This is a genomic window from Methylobacterium organophilum (genome assembly GCF_022533465.1).
Classification (GTDB): domain Bacteria; phylum Pseudomonadota; class Alphaproteobacteria; order Rhizobiales; family Beijerinckiaceae; genus Methylobacterium; species Methylobacterium organophilum.
The window spans coordinates 3,090,797-3,104,770 of record NZ_CP092848.1; the positions used below are offsets into that span (position 1 = coordinate 3,090,797).

At 66.8% G+C, this 13,974-nt stretch carries 16 protein-coding genes and 1 pseudogene; 10 read left to right on the forward strand and 7 right to left on the reverse strand.

Annotated elements, in window-relative coordinates:
• The first annotated feature begins 2 nt into the window (after positions 1-2).
• From phnE to MMB17_RS14435, 5 genes are all read left to right on the forward strand, one after another.
• The gene (phnE, locus tag MMB17_RS14415; RefSeq protein WP_017483141.1) at positions 3-836 is read left to right on the forward strand and encodes a phosphonate ABC transporter, permease protein PhnE; all 834 of its coding nucleotides are present in this window, start codon (positions 3-5) and stop codon (positions 834-836) included.
• Between the two features lie 8 nt (positions 837-844).
• The gene (locus MMB17_RS14420; protein WP_183669216.1) at positions 845-1,864 is read left to right on the forward strand and encodes a phosphonate dehydrogenase; all 1,020 of its coding nucleotides are present in this window, start codon (positions 845-847) and stop codon (positions 1,862-1,864) included.
• A gap of 25 nt (positions 1,865-1,889) precedes the next feature.
• A complete protein-coding gene (locus tag MMB17_RS14425) occupies positions 1,890-2,750 on the forward strand; it encodes a LysR family transcriptional regulator (RefSeq protein WP_043376518.1) in 861 nt (286 codons plus the stop codon).
• A gap of 493 nt (positions 2,751-3,243) precedes the next feature.
• The gene (locus MMB17_RS14430) at positions 3,244-4,266 is read left to right on the forward strand and encodes a thymidylate synthase (protein ID WP_017483144.1); all 1,023 of its coding nucleotides are present in this window, start codon (positions 3,244-3,246) and stop codon (positions 4,264-4,266) included.
• Positions 4,263-5,174 carry an alpha-glutamyl/putrescinyl thymine pyrophosphorylase clade 3 protein gene (locus tag MMB17_RS14435; RefSeq protein WP_017483145.1) on the forward strand — a complete coding sequence of 304 codons (912 nt, stop codon included), beginning with the start codon at positions 4,263-4,265 and terminating at the stop codon, positions 5,172-5,174. The genes MMB17_RS14430 and MMB17_RS14435 overlap by 4 nt, the downstream gene beginning before the upstream one ends.
• Here MMB17_RS14435 and MMB17_RS14440 read toward each other — a convergent pair.
• The gene (locus MMB17_RS14440; RefSeq protein ID WP_017483146.1) at positions 5,171-6,268 is read right to left on the reverse strand and encodes an ImmA/IrrE family metallo-endopeptidase; all 1,098 of its coding nucleotides are present in this window, start codon (positions 6,266-6,268) and stop codon (positions 5,171-5,173) included. The genes MMB17_RS14435 and MMB17_RS14440 overlap by 4 nt on opposite strands.
• On the reverse strand, positions 6,265-6,588 hold the full coding sequence (locus MMB17_RS14445) for a hypothetical protein (protein WP_017483147.1): 324 nt from the start codon (positions 6,586-6,588) through the stop codon (positions 6,265-6,267). The genes MMB17_RS14440 and MMB17_RS14445 overlap by 4 nt, the downstream gene beginning before the upstream one ends.
• 755 nt (positions 6,589-7,343) lie before the next feature.
• On the opposite strand from MMB17_RS14445, the gene MMB17_RS14450 reads away from it, so the two are divergent.
• Genes MMB17_RS14450 through MMB17_RS14460 form a run of 3 tightly spaced genes read left to right on the forward strand, consistent with a single transcriptional unit; the run spans position 7,344 to position 8,231 of the window.
• Positions 7,344-7,556, forward strand: coding sequence for a hypothetical protein (locus tag MMB17_RS14450; protein WP_017483149.1), 213 nt, complete (start codon positions 7,344-7,346; stop codon positions 7,554-7,556).
• Positions 7,553-7,867, forward strand: coding sequence for a hypothetical protein (locus MMB17_RS14455; protein WP_017483150.1), 315 nt, complete (start codon positions 7,553-7,555; stop codon positions 7,865-7,867). The genes MMB17_RS14450 and MMB17_RS14455 overlap by 4 nt, the downstream gene beginning before the upstream one ends.
• Positions 7,860-8,231, forward strand: coding sequence for a hypothetical protein (locus MMB17_RS14460; RefSeq protein ID WP_198580452.1), 372 nt, complete (start codon positions 7,860-7,862; stop codon positions 8,229-8,231). The genes MMB17_RS14455 and MMB17_RS14460 overlap by 8 nt, the downstream gene beginning before the upstream one ends.
• 781 nt (positions 8,232-9,012) lie before the next feature.
• Here MMB17_RS14460 and MMB17_RS14465 read toward each other — a convergent pair.
• The 3 genes and pseudogenes from MMB17_RS14465 to MMB17_RS14475 all read right to left on the reverse strand — a co-directional run.
• Positions 9,013-9,102: pseudogene (locus MMB17_RS14465) on the reverse strand (alpha/beta hydrolase); the annotation flags it as partial.
• A 28-nt stretch (positions 9,103-9,130) separates the two neighbouring features.
• A complete protein-coding gene (locus MMB17_RS14470) occupies positions 9,131-9,283 on the reverse strand; it encodes a hypothetical protein (RefSeq protein WP_198580453.1) in 153 nt (50 codons plus the stop codon).
• Positions 9,283-9,504 (reverse strand): hypothetical protein, encoded by a 222-nt coding sequence (locus tag MMB17_RS14475; RefSeq protein WP_198580454.1) that lies wholly within the window; start codon positions 9,502-9,504, stop codon positions 9,283-9,285. Before MMB17_RS14475 ends, MMB17_RS14470 begins: the two co-directional genes overlap by 1 nt.
• 62 nt (positions 9,505-9,566) lie before the next feature.
• On the opposite strand from MMB17_RS14475, the gene MMB17_RS14480 reads away from it, so the two are divergent.
• A complete protein-coding gene (locus MMB17_RS14480) occupies positions 9,567-9,878 on the forward strand; it encodes a hypothetical protein (protein ID WP_238257893.1) in 312 nt (103 codons plus the stop codon).
• A 334-nt stretch (positions 9,879-10,212) separates the two neighbouring features.
• On the opposite strand, the gene MMB17_RS14485 is transcribed toward MMB17_RS14480, so the two are convergent.
• Together MMB17_RS14485 and MMB17_RS14490 are read right to left on the reverse strand one after the other, a co-directional pair.
• Positions 10,213-10,545: a hypothetical protein gene (locus tag MMB17_RS14485; protein WP_198580455.1), complete on the reverse strand. Its 333-nt coding sequence runs from the start codon at positions 10,543-10,545 to the stop codon at positions 10,213-10,215.
• Between the two features lie 145 nt (positions 10,546-10,690).
• Positions 10,691-12,682, reverse strand: coding sequence for a nucleotide exchange factor GrpE (locus tag MMB17_RS14490; protein WP_198580456.1), 1,992 nt, complete (start codon positions 12,680-12,682; stop codon positions 10,691-10,693).
• A 564-nt stretch (positions 12,683-13,246) separates the two neighbouring features.
• Between MMB17_RS14490 and MMB17_RS14495 the strand changes: the two genes are divergently transcribed.
• Positions 13,247-13,927, forward strand: coding sequence for a hypothetical protein (locus MMB17_RS14495; protein ID WP_017483158.1), 681 nt, complete (start codon positions 13,247-13,249; stop codon positions 13,925-13,927).
• Positions 13,928-13,974 lie beyond the last annotated feature (47 nt).

The following is a 13,974-nucleotide window of genomic DNA, read 5'->3' on the forward strand; positions in this document are numbered from 1 at the left end:
CGATGGCTCGAGCGCCCTCACTTGCGTCGGCGGTCGGTGCCGCCGACGGCTATGACGCCATTCTCGGACGGGCCCGTGGCGCGTCGGTCCGCCGGCTCATGGTTGCCCTGCCGGCTGCCGCCGCGATCCTCGCCTGCCTCTGGAAGGTGGGACTTCTCGATCCGGGGCGCCTCGCCGAAGGCGCGCCCGCGATGGCGCAGCTTCTCGGTGAGATGACCCCGCCCGACTTCACGCGATGGCGCTCGTGGGTGGGACCCATCGTCGACACGCTCGCGATGAGCGTGGCCGGCACGGTGCTCGCCGTGACCTTGTCCCTGCCGCTCGGGCTGCTGGCTGCCCCCAACACGAGTCCGCACCCGTTCGTCTACGGCGCGTTCCGGCTGCTGCTCAACGCGCTTCGGTCGGTCCCCGAACTGATCATGGGTATCTTCTTCGTCGCGGCCGTCGGATTCGGCGCGCTGCCGGGCGTTCTGGCGCTGGGCCTGCATTCCACCGGAATGGTCGGCAAGTTCTTCGCCGAAGCGATCGAGCACGTGGACCACAAGCCGATCGAGGCGGCACGAGCGGCCGGCGCTTCGCCCCTTCAGGTCGTCACGCATGCCGTGCTGCCCCAGGTCCTGCCGCAGCTCACCGACACGACACTCTATCGCTGGGAATACAACTTCCGGGCCTCCACGGTGCTCGGCGTCGTCGGCGCGGGCGGCATCGGCTTCGAACTCATCGCCTCCCTACGCCTGCTCCAATACGATCAGGTCGCAGCCATCATGCTTTGCATCCTGGCTGCCGTGACGCTCGTCGACGCCCTGGGCGGGGCTCTGCGCCGCCGGCTCAAGTGAGAAGCACCATGCGTTTCAAGGTCGTCGTCACGAACCCCGTTTTCCCTGAGACCCGCGAGATCCTGGAGGAACTCTGCGACGTCGACATCAACCCAGGCCCCGAGCCCTGGCCCGTGGCAGAGGTCCGCGCTCGCTGCTCGGACGCGGACGCCCTGCTGGCCTTCATGACCGACTGCGTGGATGCCGGCTTCCTGGAGGCCTGCCCGCGCCTGAAGGTGGTTGCGTGCGCGCTGAAGGGTTGGGACAACTTCGATGTAGAGGCCTGCACACGGTCCGGCATCTGGCTCACCGCCGTTCCCGACCTCCTGACCGAGCCGACGGCCGAGTTGGCGGTCGGCCTGGCCATCGGCCTGTGCCGCAACGTGGTGGCCGGCGACCGGGCGGTGCGGGCCAGCTTCGACGGCTGGCGACCGAGGCTGTACGGCAGCGGCCTGTACGGCAGTGTCGTCGGCGTTGCCGGAATGGGGAAGGTGGGCCGGGCGATCACGCGCAGGCTGAAGGGCTTCGGCGCACGCGAACTCCTCTACTTTGATGAGCAGGCGCTTCCGGCTTCCGCTGAGGCGGAACTCGGCGCTTGCCGCGTATCCTGGGACACGCTGGTGGGTCGAAGCGACTTGTTAATCCTGGCGCTTCCCCTGACACCGGACACGCGCCACATGCTCGATGCCGCCGCACTCGCCGCAGCCAGCCCCGGACTGCGGATCGTCAACGCCGGTCGTGGCTCGGTCGTGGACGAAGCAGCCGTGGCCGAGGCCCTCGCGGAAGGCCGCCTCGGGGGCTACGCGGCCGACGTCTTCGAGATGGAGGATTGGGCACTGGACGACCGTCCGCGGCGCATCGCACCCGGACTGCTCACGGACGAGGACCGAACGCTGTTCACGCCGCACCTCGGCTCGGGTGTCGTCGACACGCGCCGCCGGATCGAGGCGGCGGCGGCCCATAACCTTCTCGACGCCCTAAAGGGCTTGGTGCCCGCGGACGCGATCAACCACCCCGATAGCCTGCGCGGGTTCGATGGCGCGAACTGAGCGCGGAGGGGGTGGCAAGACGCCGGTGCTGAACCTCCAATACGTGGAGACGCTCCTAGCGGTCCTGGCGACGGGCAGCTTCCACGCGGCTGGCCGGTATCTCAACCTGTCCCAGCCGACGGTCTCTCAGCATGTGCGCAAGCTGGAGACGGCGCTGCGGGCGACACTCGTCGAGCGCGATCCAGCGGGGTGTCGCCCGACACCCCAGGGACGAGCCCTGCTCCCTCATGCAGAGGCGTTGGTCCGCGCCAGCCGACGCGCGGAGGAGGCGGTTGCGGGAAGCCGGCTCGCGATCGGCGCTTCAGGCAATATCGGCACCTTCCTCATGCCGGAGATCCTGCGACGCTACGAGGAAACGCACGCCGCGACCGCGGACGCGGAAATTGCCACCAACCCTCACCTCATCGCCCGGCTCGAAGCTGGCGAGATCGATGTTGCACTGCTGGAATGGTGGGAGCCGCGAACCGGTCTGGATGCCCACGTATGGCGTCGCGAACCGCTCGTTGTCATCGTGGATCCCGACCATCGGTGGGCTGGACGGGCGCATCTGACGCCACAGGATCTGACCGGCGCATCGCTGCTCGGAGGCGAGCCGGGAAGCGGGACGGGACGTGTTCTTCGCGAGGCCCTCGGTGCGGTCGGTGCAGGCTTCCGCCTCGACCGGCAGCTCGGCAGCACGGAAGCGGTGAAGCGCGCAGTGCGGGCCAGACTGGGGATCTCGATTGTCATGGCTTGCTCGGTTCAAGATGAAGTGCGGAGCGGAGTGCTGGCCGCATTGCCTGTGGCAGGCATCGAACTCAGCAAAAATCTCTTTGCGGCTTATCGCGATCCGCTGCCTGAAACCGCGCGAGCCAGCAGCTTCCTCACAGTCCTGACCGCTCATTAAGGCTGTTGTACCGGTCGGAGACGGTTTAGGTGCGAAACGCAGACTGGCAGCTACAACCCTGGTCAGTCATTCCGCTTTGCAGCCAATCGGCATTTTCGTGAACGGCGGCGCCGTCTGGTCTAGGTCAGGACATCGCACGCCGTCTGGACTGCAACGCGCCAGAAGCCGACATCAGCGCGCTGCCCAAAACCGGAGCTTAGGCTTCGCGCTCCATGTCGGTCATTAAGGCTGATTTCGTCGTTTCCGAAACTGGACGTTACAAGCGCCGAGTGGCAGGTGGCCCGTGAGCGGACGTTTCCCGCAACCCGTGTCCTTGGCGACTGCCCTCGATCCAATTTCCCGGTGCGCAATGAGACCGGACGAAAGTGCGAGGGACGATCTGCGCGCGATAGGAGCCCTGGAGGCTTACCGGCATCTCCACGTGCACCCGTATATGGTGGCGAGCGGGGACGGCCCTGTACGTCTAAGCCGGCACGGAGCGGAGTGACCGAAGGTGGAAATCAGCGGCGAAGGCCTCGACGACATCCTGATCGAGCTCTACCGGCGGCTGCTCGACCAAGGCGCTCGTAATAAGGGATCCCGTGGCGAAACGATCGAGATGCTGGGCGTCGCGCTCCGCATCGCCAAGCCCAGGGCACGCTTGAGTCGATCCGAGAATCGAGGCAAGCCGTTCAGCGCGCTCGGCGAGTTCTTCTGGTACCTAACCCAGTCGAACAGGCTCGATTTCATCGAGCCGTACATCCCCGACTATAGGAAGGAGGCCGTCGACGGCGTTGTGCCTGGTGGGTACGGCCCCCGTCTCTTCGCCATGCGAAACGGCATCGATCAGGTCGATAGCGTCATCCGCCTGCTGCGGTACAAGCCCTCGTCCAAGCGCGCCGTCATCCAGCTCTTCAACGCCGAGGACATCGCGCTCGACTATCCTGCCGATCTCGGCACGCCGTTCCATCACCCCGAGACCCCGTGCACGATCAGCCTGCAGTTCCACCTTAGGGACGGCTCGCTGCACATGTCGGTCAACATGCGCTCTAACGACGCCGTCCTCGGATTGCCGCACGACGTCTTCTGCTTCTCGATGTTGCAGGAGATGATGGCGAGGCGCCTGGGAGTCGAGCTCGGAGAGTACCTACACTATGTCGGGAGCATGCATTTCTACGACGATCGCCACGAAACGCTCCTTGAGTATCTGGACGAAGGGTACCAGCGAACGTTCGAAATGCCTGAGATGCCGAAGGGCGACCCCTTCGAGCATGTCGACGCTCTCGTGGCCGCCGAGGGGCGGGTCCGATTGAAAGAACGGGTCGTCGCCGGCGAACTCCTGCCGGAACCTTACTGGGCCGACATCCTGCGGATGATGCAGGTGTTCTGGTCCTCAGGTGACGAGGCTCGCCTCGACGAGTTGAAGGCCGAGCTTCAAGAGCCTGCTTATCGTGCCTATATTGAGGGCCGCCGGGGAGCGAGGCTCAAGGAACCGTCGCCCCGCGAACCCGTCGACGCGAGGAGGAAGCCGGAGTGACGTGGCCGTCCTGGGCCGGGGAGAAGACGCGCATCGCGAACTCCCTGAGCCGGCACCAGCATCCTCTCCCGGGCATCGCGGCGCCCGCGGCGCTCGACTGCCTCGCCACGCAGTTCATCGCCAGCCTGCGGCGCGAGAGCTACTACCAGGTCGTCCAGCGCGGGCCGATCCATCCCCGTCGGGCCGACCCGAACGATCCCGGGTTCGATGCCGAACGCGCGGTCGCCTACCACGTGCAGAACGGCGACGTCGACGAGGCTGCCTGGCTGGTCTTCCTGATGACCCACTTCGCGCGTCCCGTGGATACCGGTTGGCTGCGCTTGCGCGACGTCTACGGTCGGCTCGGACAGGGAAGGTGGGACTGGGCGACGGTCAGCGGCAACCCCGCGGCCTTCAACGCGTGGCTCGCTGCGAATTGGCAGGGGATCCGCGGCAAGTTCGGCAACCACCGCAAGTACGAGAGCCTCCGCCCGAACGCCTCCCGTCCCATGAGCGCGGTAGTTGACAGCTACGTGAGATGGATCGGACCTGCGGGTCACGCCCGCTTTTTCGCCGATGTCGTCAGGCGGGCCGGCAACGACCCCCACGCCATCTTCGACGTCCTCTACCGCGAGCTCCCGATGCCGACCTTCGGTCGGCTCGCCCGCTTCGACTACCTTTCCCTGATCGGTCGATACCGGATCGCGCCCATAGCGGCCGGGTCCGCCTACCTCGACGGCGCCACCGGCCCAGCGATGGGAGCCCGCCTGCTCCTCGACGGGCAGGCGCGGAGCGCGACGCCGCTCCACGTGCTGCAGGCGCGGCTCGACGTTCTCGACCGGGACCTGGGCGTGGGCATGGCGGTTATGGAGGACGCTCTCTGCAATTGGCAGAAGAGCCCCGACAGGTTCGTCCACTTCAAGGGCTAGGGCAGCGCCTCGCGGATGTCGTCCCAGTTCCAACGCCGCTTCAAGGTGTTCAGGCGGTCGTAGGGGATCATCCCGCTATGCTGCATCTGGCCGACGATTATGCCCGCGGCGATCCCGACCGATACGCTGAACCGCAGCACTGCGGTGCGGTCCGGGCGCAGGACCTCGAACTCGGCACGGCGGCTCGCGGGAATGATGCAATCACGCGCGAACTCGTTCGCCTCGCGTTCGTGCTCGTCGGCGGTCGTGCCCTCGCCATCGACGAACGTGGCCCCTGCATGAAGGAGCAGGTGACCGAGCTCATGGAAGAGCGTGAACCAGAAATGGTCGTCCGAGCGATGCCGAAAGCTCATCAGGACCATGGCCTTCGTCGGCGAGAGCATCCGGGCTGCTCCGCTGGCCCTGCACCCGTCGGGCGCGCGTACGACCGACAGGGCCACCCCGACGCTGCCGAGCATGGCCCTGAGCCTCGGGAGGAAACGGGCGGGCTGGCTGATGCTCGTGAGGGTCCGGATCTCGGGAACGAGCGTGCGCAGCGCGTCGGGATCCCAGCACCCCGTTTGGATCAACGACGCCTCAAGCTCGCCAAGCCGCAGCCATGTGGTCGTGGCGCCTTCGCTGGACGAGAAGGAGTTTGACGTCCTGAAGCGCGTCTCGCTGGTCGAGGCGTAACGCCGTGCCCAAGCGTCTGGCCCGTTCACGTTGAAGAACGCCAGTCGTTGCCGCACGGCGGAGCGCTTCTCGCCCTCGGTCATTCTCGCCCGCCCGGTCGAGCCCGGGATCGGCACGCGCTCCAGCCACTCGACAAAGTGGCCTGACACGACGGCGCTGACGACCCGCTCCAACGCTTCCTCGTACCCGGATTGACGCCTGAGCCAGAAGCCCGGGGTGCCCCCGAGGACCGAGGCCAACTTGTCCGCGAGCTTGCCGTCGATCCGGACGCTGCCCGAGACCAGCCCACGCAGCGTCTCGATGCCGCCGTCCAGCGAAGCGGACACGTCCACAGCGCTCAGATTGCGTCGCTCCATGAGCGAGAGCACCGAGTCGCCCGGCTTGGAGAACCAGTCGCGTTGGAGGGACTGCTCGTGGATCATGGACAACTGACAAGCTCGACCAGCTTAAGATACCGGACCGTGGACCAGTTCGGCACGCCGTCGGCGGAGCGCTCGAATCTGACCCCGGCAGGCACGAGTGTCGCACGGAAGTAGGAGCCGATCTCCACCTCGATAGACTTGTCACCCGAGATTTTAACGCCCGGCCAGAAACCTACCATCTCTTCCGCCGTCTCGAACGCTTCGAGGTCGGCTATCGTTGCGACGAGCGCTTGGGCAGCGGGGGCACCGAATGTCGCCTCGCCCTCATCGATCTTACAGCAGAGAACCTGCTGTTCCCTCGTTTGGTAGGAGATGATCACGGTGATCCGCCGCCCGAGCCCGGCAGCACGCCGCGCCGCCCGGGAAAAGGTTTGGTTACGGGCCAGGCCAACGCAAGGGGCATGACGCAAACCCGGTCACGGATGGGCGCGGCGCGCGAACGCCGGCCTATCACGCGTCCGCTTTCAATGCTTGGACGCCGACAGCTGCCGGTCCGCTTTCGGCCACTATCGAGCGCTCGTGCCCCTTATCAGACTGCCCGAAAGCGGACGTGGCGAGGGCCTGCTTTGGGTCAGGAGTTCGCTTCAGGCTTGTTCGGGCGGATGCGCCACTTCCGTGCTTCGGTCCGCGCCGCCGGAGGGGCCGCTATTCCGCTGGCAGATGCCAATGGTGGAAGTGCGGTGAACACCGCCGCACGCGGTGTGCGCCTCGGACAACGGACCAGAGTTCGTCGCCAAGTCGGTTCAGGCCTGGATCACCGGCGTCGGCGCCCAAACAGCCTACATCGCTCCCGGCTCGCCCCGATGATCCGCGACACGAAGGTGCTGCGGGACCTGTTCGGGGACGCGAAATCTCGGGACGCCGGCTCGACGCTGACGCACAAGCAGTTTCCCGGGGGTGCTATCACTGTCTCGGAAATATAGCATCTAACATCAAAGACTTAGCCGCCTCTGGGCGGCTTTTTCTATGGGTGAAGCTCGCGCCCGATCGAGTCCAATGAAATCAACAGCTTACGGTCATTCCCCGCGGTTTCCGGGCACTTCCGTTACGCATGACTTTACGCACGAGGAGAGCAATGACCGACCGCCCCCCGAGCCCCGATGATGTCCTCTATGGTATGCCTGCAATCGCCGCCGCGTTTGGTTGGCGACAGCGGCAGGCCGAGCACCTGAAGGAGTCGCACGGCCTTCCGACCTTCAAGGTCGGAAAGACCGTCTGCGCCCGCCGCGGCGCCGTCGCTGCTTGGCTCGCCGATCGCGAGGCCGCAGGGCGGGAGCAGAAGCCGTGAGTCGCCCGCGAGAGCTTAGCGAGGCGCGCATCACTCGGATCGACCTCAACCTTGAGCCGGGCGCGATCTCGGCCGGCGTCATAGCCCGCTTCGATTTCGTCTGCGGCCCAACCCTGGTGCGCGGCGCCCGCCTTCAGCGGCACGGCATCAGCAAGGAGCTGACCGTGTTCCTGCCGAAGACACGCTTCAAGGACGAGACGATCCGCTTCACCTGCGATGCTGCCCGAGTCCGCCTTGCTGAGGCGGCCGAGGCAGCGGTGGCCGCTGCGAGCGCGAGAGCGGCGGGATGGAGGGGCGACGCCGATGGCTGACCTCTCCGCCGCGGTAGCGCAGATGCTCATCAACGGCGAGGGCATCCGCCAGGAAGACAGCCCCGACGTGTGGGTCGACGCCATCCTCGACCGATGGCCCGAGATCTCGGTCGACGAGTTGGAGCGCGGCTTCCGCATCGAGATCGAGCTTCAGCGCGCAGACGACAGCCGAAGGTGCGGACCGATCAGGGCGCCTAGAAAGCCTCGCTCACGAGCCGTGGAACACCGGGCCGAAAAGGCGAGGACAGCCGGCTACGAGATACAGCGCAACCGGCGCCCCAGACGATTCAACCCGCTCGGATCGTGCTTTAGGCACATTCTGCCATATCACTACTTACTACAGAATCGCTATTATCAGCTTTAACCTGCATAATAGAGTTAGCGAGGGCCTCAGAAAGCTGGGCCGATGTCGCATGGCTAAGCCATTTCCAGGCCGCCCGCGCTGCCGTCTCAAGACGATCAGCGAGATCTGAGGGGGCCCGAGTGGCGCGTATGTCCTCGATCAAGGCGTCAACCTTGCCGCGAATATAGTCAGAGCTAATTGAAGTGCCATGCGGATCTGCAAGGCTTGATAGCTCGAATTCGAGAAGAAACCCCTTCATCCCAATGCTTTTGAATAATATTTGCAGTTCATTTCTGGTAGTATGACGAAGTGACTTGTACATACAATGCGCGCTAACGGATAGAAGCACGCACCTTAAGTTGGCAAATGGGTTGGGATTTCCGAGATGTTCGTACATGTGACGCTGGACCTCCGATAGATCGTTGATGGGTTTTGTCCTAAATAATATTTAGATCCATAAACAGGAGTGGCATAGTCCACGGAAATGGCCAAACAAAATCAGCAAGCGCGCCGGCTAAAAATTTTTCGGCACTGGGTTTGAGCATCAAGCTCTGTATATCCTTATGATACTTTCGAAAGTCAGCATCAGCGACGGATTGTCATCGAGGTTCCGCTCTGGATTGCGTAGGACAGACCTGAAAATTTACGCATGATTAGACACCGGCGGCCGAACGGAGATGCGCTTGCTCACAAGGGATGAGTATCAAACTCACCTAAATTGATAGCTTCAACCGCATTGAGAATGCTGTGCCCTGAGGTCATCGGTTGCTAACCTACAGCGCCATCACTGAGGCTATCGGCCGTCGTGGACGATCTGGGCGAAGCGATAGACCGCTTCCTCTAACAGGTTGTTGAAGTCGTGGATGTTGACTGCAGGACGTCGGCGGCGTGGCCACGACCATCGTGATGAAAAGGTGGCCTCAGAACGCGAGGCCCCAGGCTCCCGTCACCAGGGCCGCGGCGAACAGGGGAGCCCCATACCCAGCGGCGACGAACGCGATGGTGGCGATGGCGCCGGTGGTGACGTGACACGCCGGTGCCGTGCCGACGGTGAGACGCAAGAGGGCGCGCATCACGCCTCCTGCGGGGTGTCTAGCTGCGAGACGATCTCGACGAGCTCGACGTGGGGGATGACGAGCCGGGCCGTGGCTAGCGCCTTGAGCAGGCCCAGGCGGGCGGCGGCGGCACGGACCTCGTCGGCCGCGGCGGCGCGCTTGCCGGCATGCTCTGCCAGGTGGCGGCGGACGCCTTTCAGGGCGCGCGAGATCTCCTGCCTGCAGATCGGCGCCGGCACGGTGACGGCCGACGAGCTGCGCGAGGCGGATTGGATGGCCCGAGGATAAGCAGGAGGGGCGCATGCCCGGTTCGAACGGCGCCGCTCGCCGCCCGCTCCTGCCGATGCACTCCGCCGGCCCCTACAGCACCTACCGCCTGTTCGAGTGGTGCATGGCGACGATGATGGTGCTGAACGCCTTCACGCTCGCCATACCGGGGGACACGATGGAGCGCAACGCACTGAGGCCGATCGCCGAGATGGGCTTCAGCGAGGCCAACACGGCGCTGATCTTCGGATGCGCCAGTAGCGTGCGCGTCATGGCGCTGTTCCTCAACGGCTACATCAACAGCCATGGGCCCCTGCGAACCTGTGGGGTGCGAACCCCGATTTGAATTCTGGCGCCGCGCGGGACCTTTGCCGCCGGGACTTGAAGTTCTCGCCCCTCCCGGTAGGACCCGTGACCCCCACCCCCCTTCCGGGCCTGTTGGACCCCGGGGAGGGCAGGACGGGGACCGGGGCTGCCCGGCCCCCGAGGGGATCAAGCCTCATGCGTCGCCGCACCCGGCCAACCTCGCGGCCCCCCGTGCAACCGACAATCCGGATCCCGAACCTTGCCTCACGGCCTCACACGACAAGGCCCCTGGAGGGGGCTGGGCGGGCCTCGATGGGGACGGGGTGAGAGGGGCCGGGACGGGGGACGGGCCTGCCTGGCGGGCTCCCAGGGTCTCAGACGGCAGGCGGTGCCAACCGGTTGGAGAGGGCCTGGTGCACGGCCTCGCGCTGCAGCGGGACGCCCCCGTTCGTGCGCCCGCGCAGGTGCCCCAGGGCGCGCCTGAGGATGTCGTCGAGCCGCACGGAGGGGCGGAGCGCGCCATGCCCCGACGTGCCCTGCAGGGCATCCCGGAGGGCGTCGACGAGGGCGGCGTCGAGAGCCCGCGGATCGGGCGCGCCTGCCTCCCTGCGGGCGGCTCGCTCGGCGCGCTTGCGGTCGCGGTCGGCCTCGCGCCGGGCACGGGCGGAAACGGTGGGGGGATGGGGCATGGCAGGGGAGAGCATCATGGCCCCCGGATCTTGCCTACGGCCTTGGCAAGGCACCATGCCCCCTGAAACGACAACGCCCGCCGCGGGGTCACCGGGCGGGCGAAGGTCTGGTCGACAGTGTGGTGCAAAGTAGACCCGAGCAGAGATCTCTCGATCCCAGGACTCAATGTAGACGGGCCTCGGGCGAGGAACAAGGCAGGTAGCGGTAGGGGTCTATACCGACCTTGGCGAGGCGGGCGAGTGCCTTGGGCCGGTTCAGGGGCTTGAGGCCGCCGGGGAAGAGCTTGCGCCCCTCTCCGACCTCCTCGTTGAGCATGTACTGGGCGTACTCAATGTCCTCCCACTCGCAGCCCATGGGGCCGAAGGAGGCGCCGTTGCGGTTCGAGGCGCGGCACGACCTGGCATGTTCGTACAGGGCGAGAAGGCGCGACAGGGGGCCGTGCATCAGCCAGGTCGGGGTCTGGGGCTGTGACGCGGCCTGGGCCTTGCGGCGTCTGGGGCGGGCCTCAGGGGCCTTGGCGGCGGGGGCGGACGGTGCGAGGGTCTCGGGCGGGGCGGGGCGGGGCGGGCTGGCGTAGCCACCCTTTAGATTACGTGCCGTTTCTGAGACACCCTCCGAGACGGTCTCCTCCGACGGGACGGGCTCGCCCACCGCCTCGGCCGGGTGGGCATCGAGGGCGCGGTAGACCGTCGCGCGCGAGCAGTCGAGCAGGCGGGCGACCTCGGTCAGGGGCAGGTCCGTCGCCCCTTGGATCTCGCGGGCCAGCCTGGCGACCTCGGCGAGGGTCTGGGCGTGTTCGGCGCGGGCCGTGGCCCCCTCGCGCTGGCGCCGGGCCGCGGACCGCTCGGTGGCCGTGCGGACGGGCGCGTCGGGGCGGAGCAGGGTCAGGCCGAGTTCGTCGCACAGGTCGGAGGGCAGGTTCAGGTCGGACCGGACCTTGTCCAGCTTCGGGGTGTAGAGCGGGCTGTAGGCCCTGCCCTGGTGCATCCGCACCTCGCCGGCCTCGTGGGCACGCAGGCGCTTGGCGACCGACCCGAGGTAGGACCGGAGGGTCTCCTGCGTGAGGCCGTTGCCGACGACGTAGGGGCCGAACTCCATCGCCCAGGAATCTGCGTCGCCCCCAACGCCGGTCCGCGCCCGGGCGACGGCGACGTGGAAGCAGAGCAGGTCGCGCTTCTCCAGCCGGGCGAGACGCTCGGGACCGATGGCCAGGACGCGGAGGAGCTCGGCCTCGACGGCGCCCCACAGCCCGCGGGAATGCGTGCGCAGGCGCGACGGCGCGACCGGCTTGCCCTCGGCCCGGGCCTGCGCCTCGCGGGCGGCCCGGCGCGCGTCGCGCTCCTCGCGGTACAGCGTGGTCTCGGCGCGGGTGAACGGGAACACAGCGTCCGCGAGCGTGTCGAGGTCGTGGCGCTGCACGTCCTCCCAGCTCTCGGGCCACAGGAGGCGGACGCGCTCGCCGCTCTTCTCGTTCGTGCTGCCGGCGACGCGGTGGACGCGGGCCATGTCGCCGACGGACCAGTCGAGGTCCATGCCGGCCCAGATGGCGGCGTTGGCGGCGGCCTTGGCCTTCACGCGCTCGATGTTGGCAGCGCCGGTCTGGACGGCCTCGCCCCACAGGCAGCAGATGAGGCGGCGCACGCGGGCCTGGACGCGGGCCTTGAGGGGGCGGCGGGACAGCCACACGCACCACAGGCCGCGGCCCGAGAACAGGATGTAGGAGGGCCGCGGGATCCCGGCGGCATCCATGCGGGCGAGCAGGATGCCGGCGATCTCATGGGGCGGCATCCCGTGGAAGGGCGAGCCCGAGGAGATCTCGCAGTCCGCCCACATCAAGGCATTCACGCGCGCGAGGGCGTGGGCGCCGCGGCTCTCGTAGTGGCGCTGGAGAGAGATGTGGGAGGCGGCGTGCGCGGCCGGGTCCTTGACGAGCTCGCGCGTGCGGAGATGAACGCCCTCGGCGAACTTGCTGTCGACGATGACCGTGGCGTTGCCGCGGGCGTGGGGGGCGTGGAGGGTGCGGAGGTGGGCGAGCTTGGCCTGGAGGGCGGTGCGCTCCTCCTGCTCGCACAGCAGCGTCTCGACGTCGGGCCGGTCCATGAGGACGGACGGGGCCGGCGGGACGGCGTAGGGCTGGCGAGGGGGGAGTGGCATCGGGCTCTGCTGGGCGTCGCAGGGCACCACACCCGCGAACCTGCACAGTGTGGGTCGCGTCGCGTCCTTTCACAAGCGTGGCGGTTCGGTCCCGAGGGTCCGAGGTTAACGCCCCGAAACCTTCCCGCGCGAGACCCTCAAACACGCCCCGCCAGGCCGCGTGGGTCGCCGCCACGCCATGCCGCGCGCACCGGCCGGTAGGGGAAGGACCGGCGATGCGATCCTGACCCCCTGACGGGCATCCAGGAGCCTCGAAAAAATCTTGGGCAATCCCTCGCGGCACCGCAGCACGGCCGGCGGTTGCCGGTTGCATGCGGCACTGAGTGGGGGATCACCCCCATTGAAATCATGTTGTTTTTTGGCGGTGTGTGGCTCTGGCACCGCTGGGCCGCCCACCTCCGCGTGGAGGAGCGCGAGGCCGAGCGCGCCAGGATCCAGGGTGAGCTCCGCCTCGGCTACCCGCGTCAGTAAAGAGAACCGAACACCAGTTAGCTACGCAGCGGCCCGGGGATAACTCTCCCGGGCCGCTTGCGTTTGGGCGAGGCCGTCCCAGGCTCATTAACCATGGATCCGAACGCCCAACTCGCCCTCGTCATCGTTGCCGGCCTCCTCGCCTTCGCAGGGCTTTTCCGCCCCGAGGTCAGGAAGAAACTCGGCGACCTGCGAGCCCTCACGTTCCCGGGAGGCTCCGCTGACCTGACCGGCGGCGAGGCGGCCGCCCAGATCGAGGCGCAGCGGCACGCCCCCGAGGCCGAGAAGCTGCCCGTTCCATCACCGGAGCCCGGCGAGAGACTCCCGGAGCTCCCGCCCCCCAGCCCCGTCTACGGACCGCTGGAGGCCGAGTTGCGCCACCGCATCGAGACCGTCGTGCCCGGCGGTGTGGACGTTCAGATGGCATGGGCCGTCCGGATCGCGGTGGCGGCGCAGGTCGAGCGCGATCACGAGCAGACTTATAGGTTAATATTCGGGAGTCAGATAACGGCCTTGAAAGAGTTGAACGTCCGAGGGCCCATAACAGTCGCGCAGGCCAAAGAGATCTATGCCCTCACCGCCGTGCGCAACAATCCTGATATATTCAAGCCTGAGACCTTCGAGGCGTGGGGCGATTACTTGCTCACGCGTGGGCTTGTGGCCGTTGAACGCCAGCCCGTCGACGATGATACTCGGGCCGCGCTTACACCGTTGGGGAAAGATTTCTTGATGTTCCTGACCGGGCGCGGCCTGAGCGAGCACAAGTGGGGATGAGGTCGGACTAAGCGAGCGCTTAGTTCTGCCGTCCCGCCCCCGGAAAC

What these genes read in the sequence shown, in the direction of transcription:
- MMB17_RS14450 (WP_017483149.1), top strand. Translation starts at nt 7,344, where the DNA reads ATGACCGACCGCCCCCCGAGCCCCGATGATGTCCTCTATGGTATGCCT.
- MMB17_RS14485 (WP_198580455.1), bottom strand. Translation starts at nt 10,545, where the DNA reads ATGATGCTCTCCCCTGCCATGCCCCATCCCCCCACCGTTTCCGCCCGT.
- MMB17_RS14460 (WP_198580452.1), top strand. Translation starts at nt 7,860, where the DNA reads ATGGCTGACCTCTCCGCCGCGGTAGCGCAGATGCTCATCAACGGCGAG.
- MMB17_RS14480 (WP_238257893.1), top strand. Translation starts at nt 9,567, where the DNA reads ATGCCCGGTTCGAACGGCGCCGCTCGCCGCCCGCTCCTGCCGATGCAC.
- MMB17_RS14440 (WP_017483146.1), bottom strand. Translation starts at nt 6,268, where the DNA reads ATGATCCACGAGCAGTCCCTCCAACGCGACTGGTTCTCCAAGCCGGGC.
- MMB17_RS14470 (WP_198580453.1), bottom strand. Translation starts at nt 9,283, where the DNA reads ATGCGCGCCCTCTTGCGTCTCACCGTCGGCACGGCACCGGCGTGTCAC.
- phnE (WP_017483141.1), top strand. Translation starts at nt 3, where the DNA reads ATGGCTCGAGCGCCCTCACTTGCGTCGGCGGTCGGTGCCGCCGACGGC.
- MMB17_RS14490 (WP_198580456.1), bottom strand. Translation starts at nt 12,682, where the DNA reads ATGCCACTCCCCCCTCGCCAGCCCTACGCCGTCCCGCCGGCCCCGTCC.
- MMB17_RS14420 (WP_183669216.1), top strand. Translation starts at nt 845, where the DNA reads ATGCGTTTCAAGGTCGTCGTCACGAACCCCGTTTTCCCTGAGACCCGC.
- MMB17_RS14495 (WP_017483158.1), top strand. Translation starts at nt 13,247, where the DNA reads ATGGATCCGAACGCCCAACTCGCCCTCGTCATCGTTGCCGGCCTCCTC.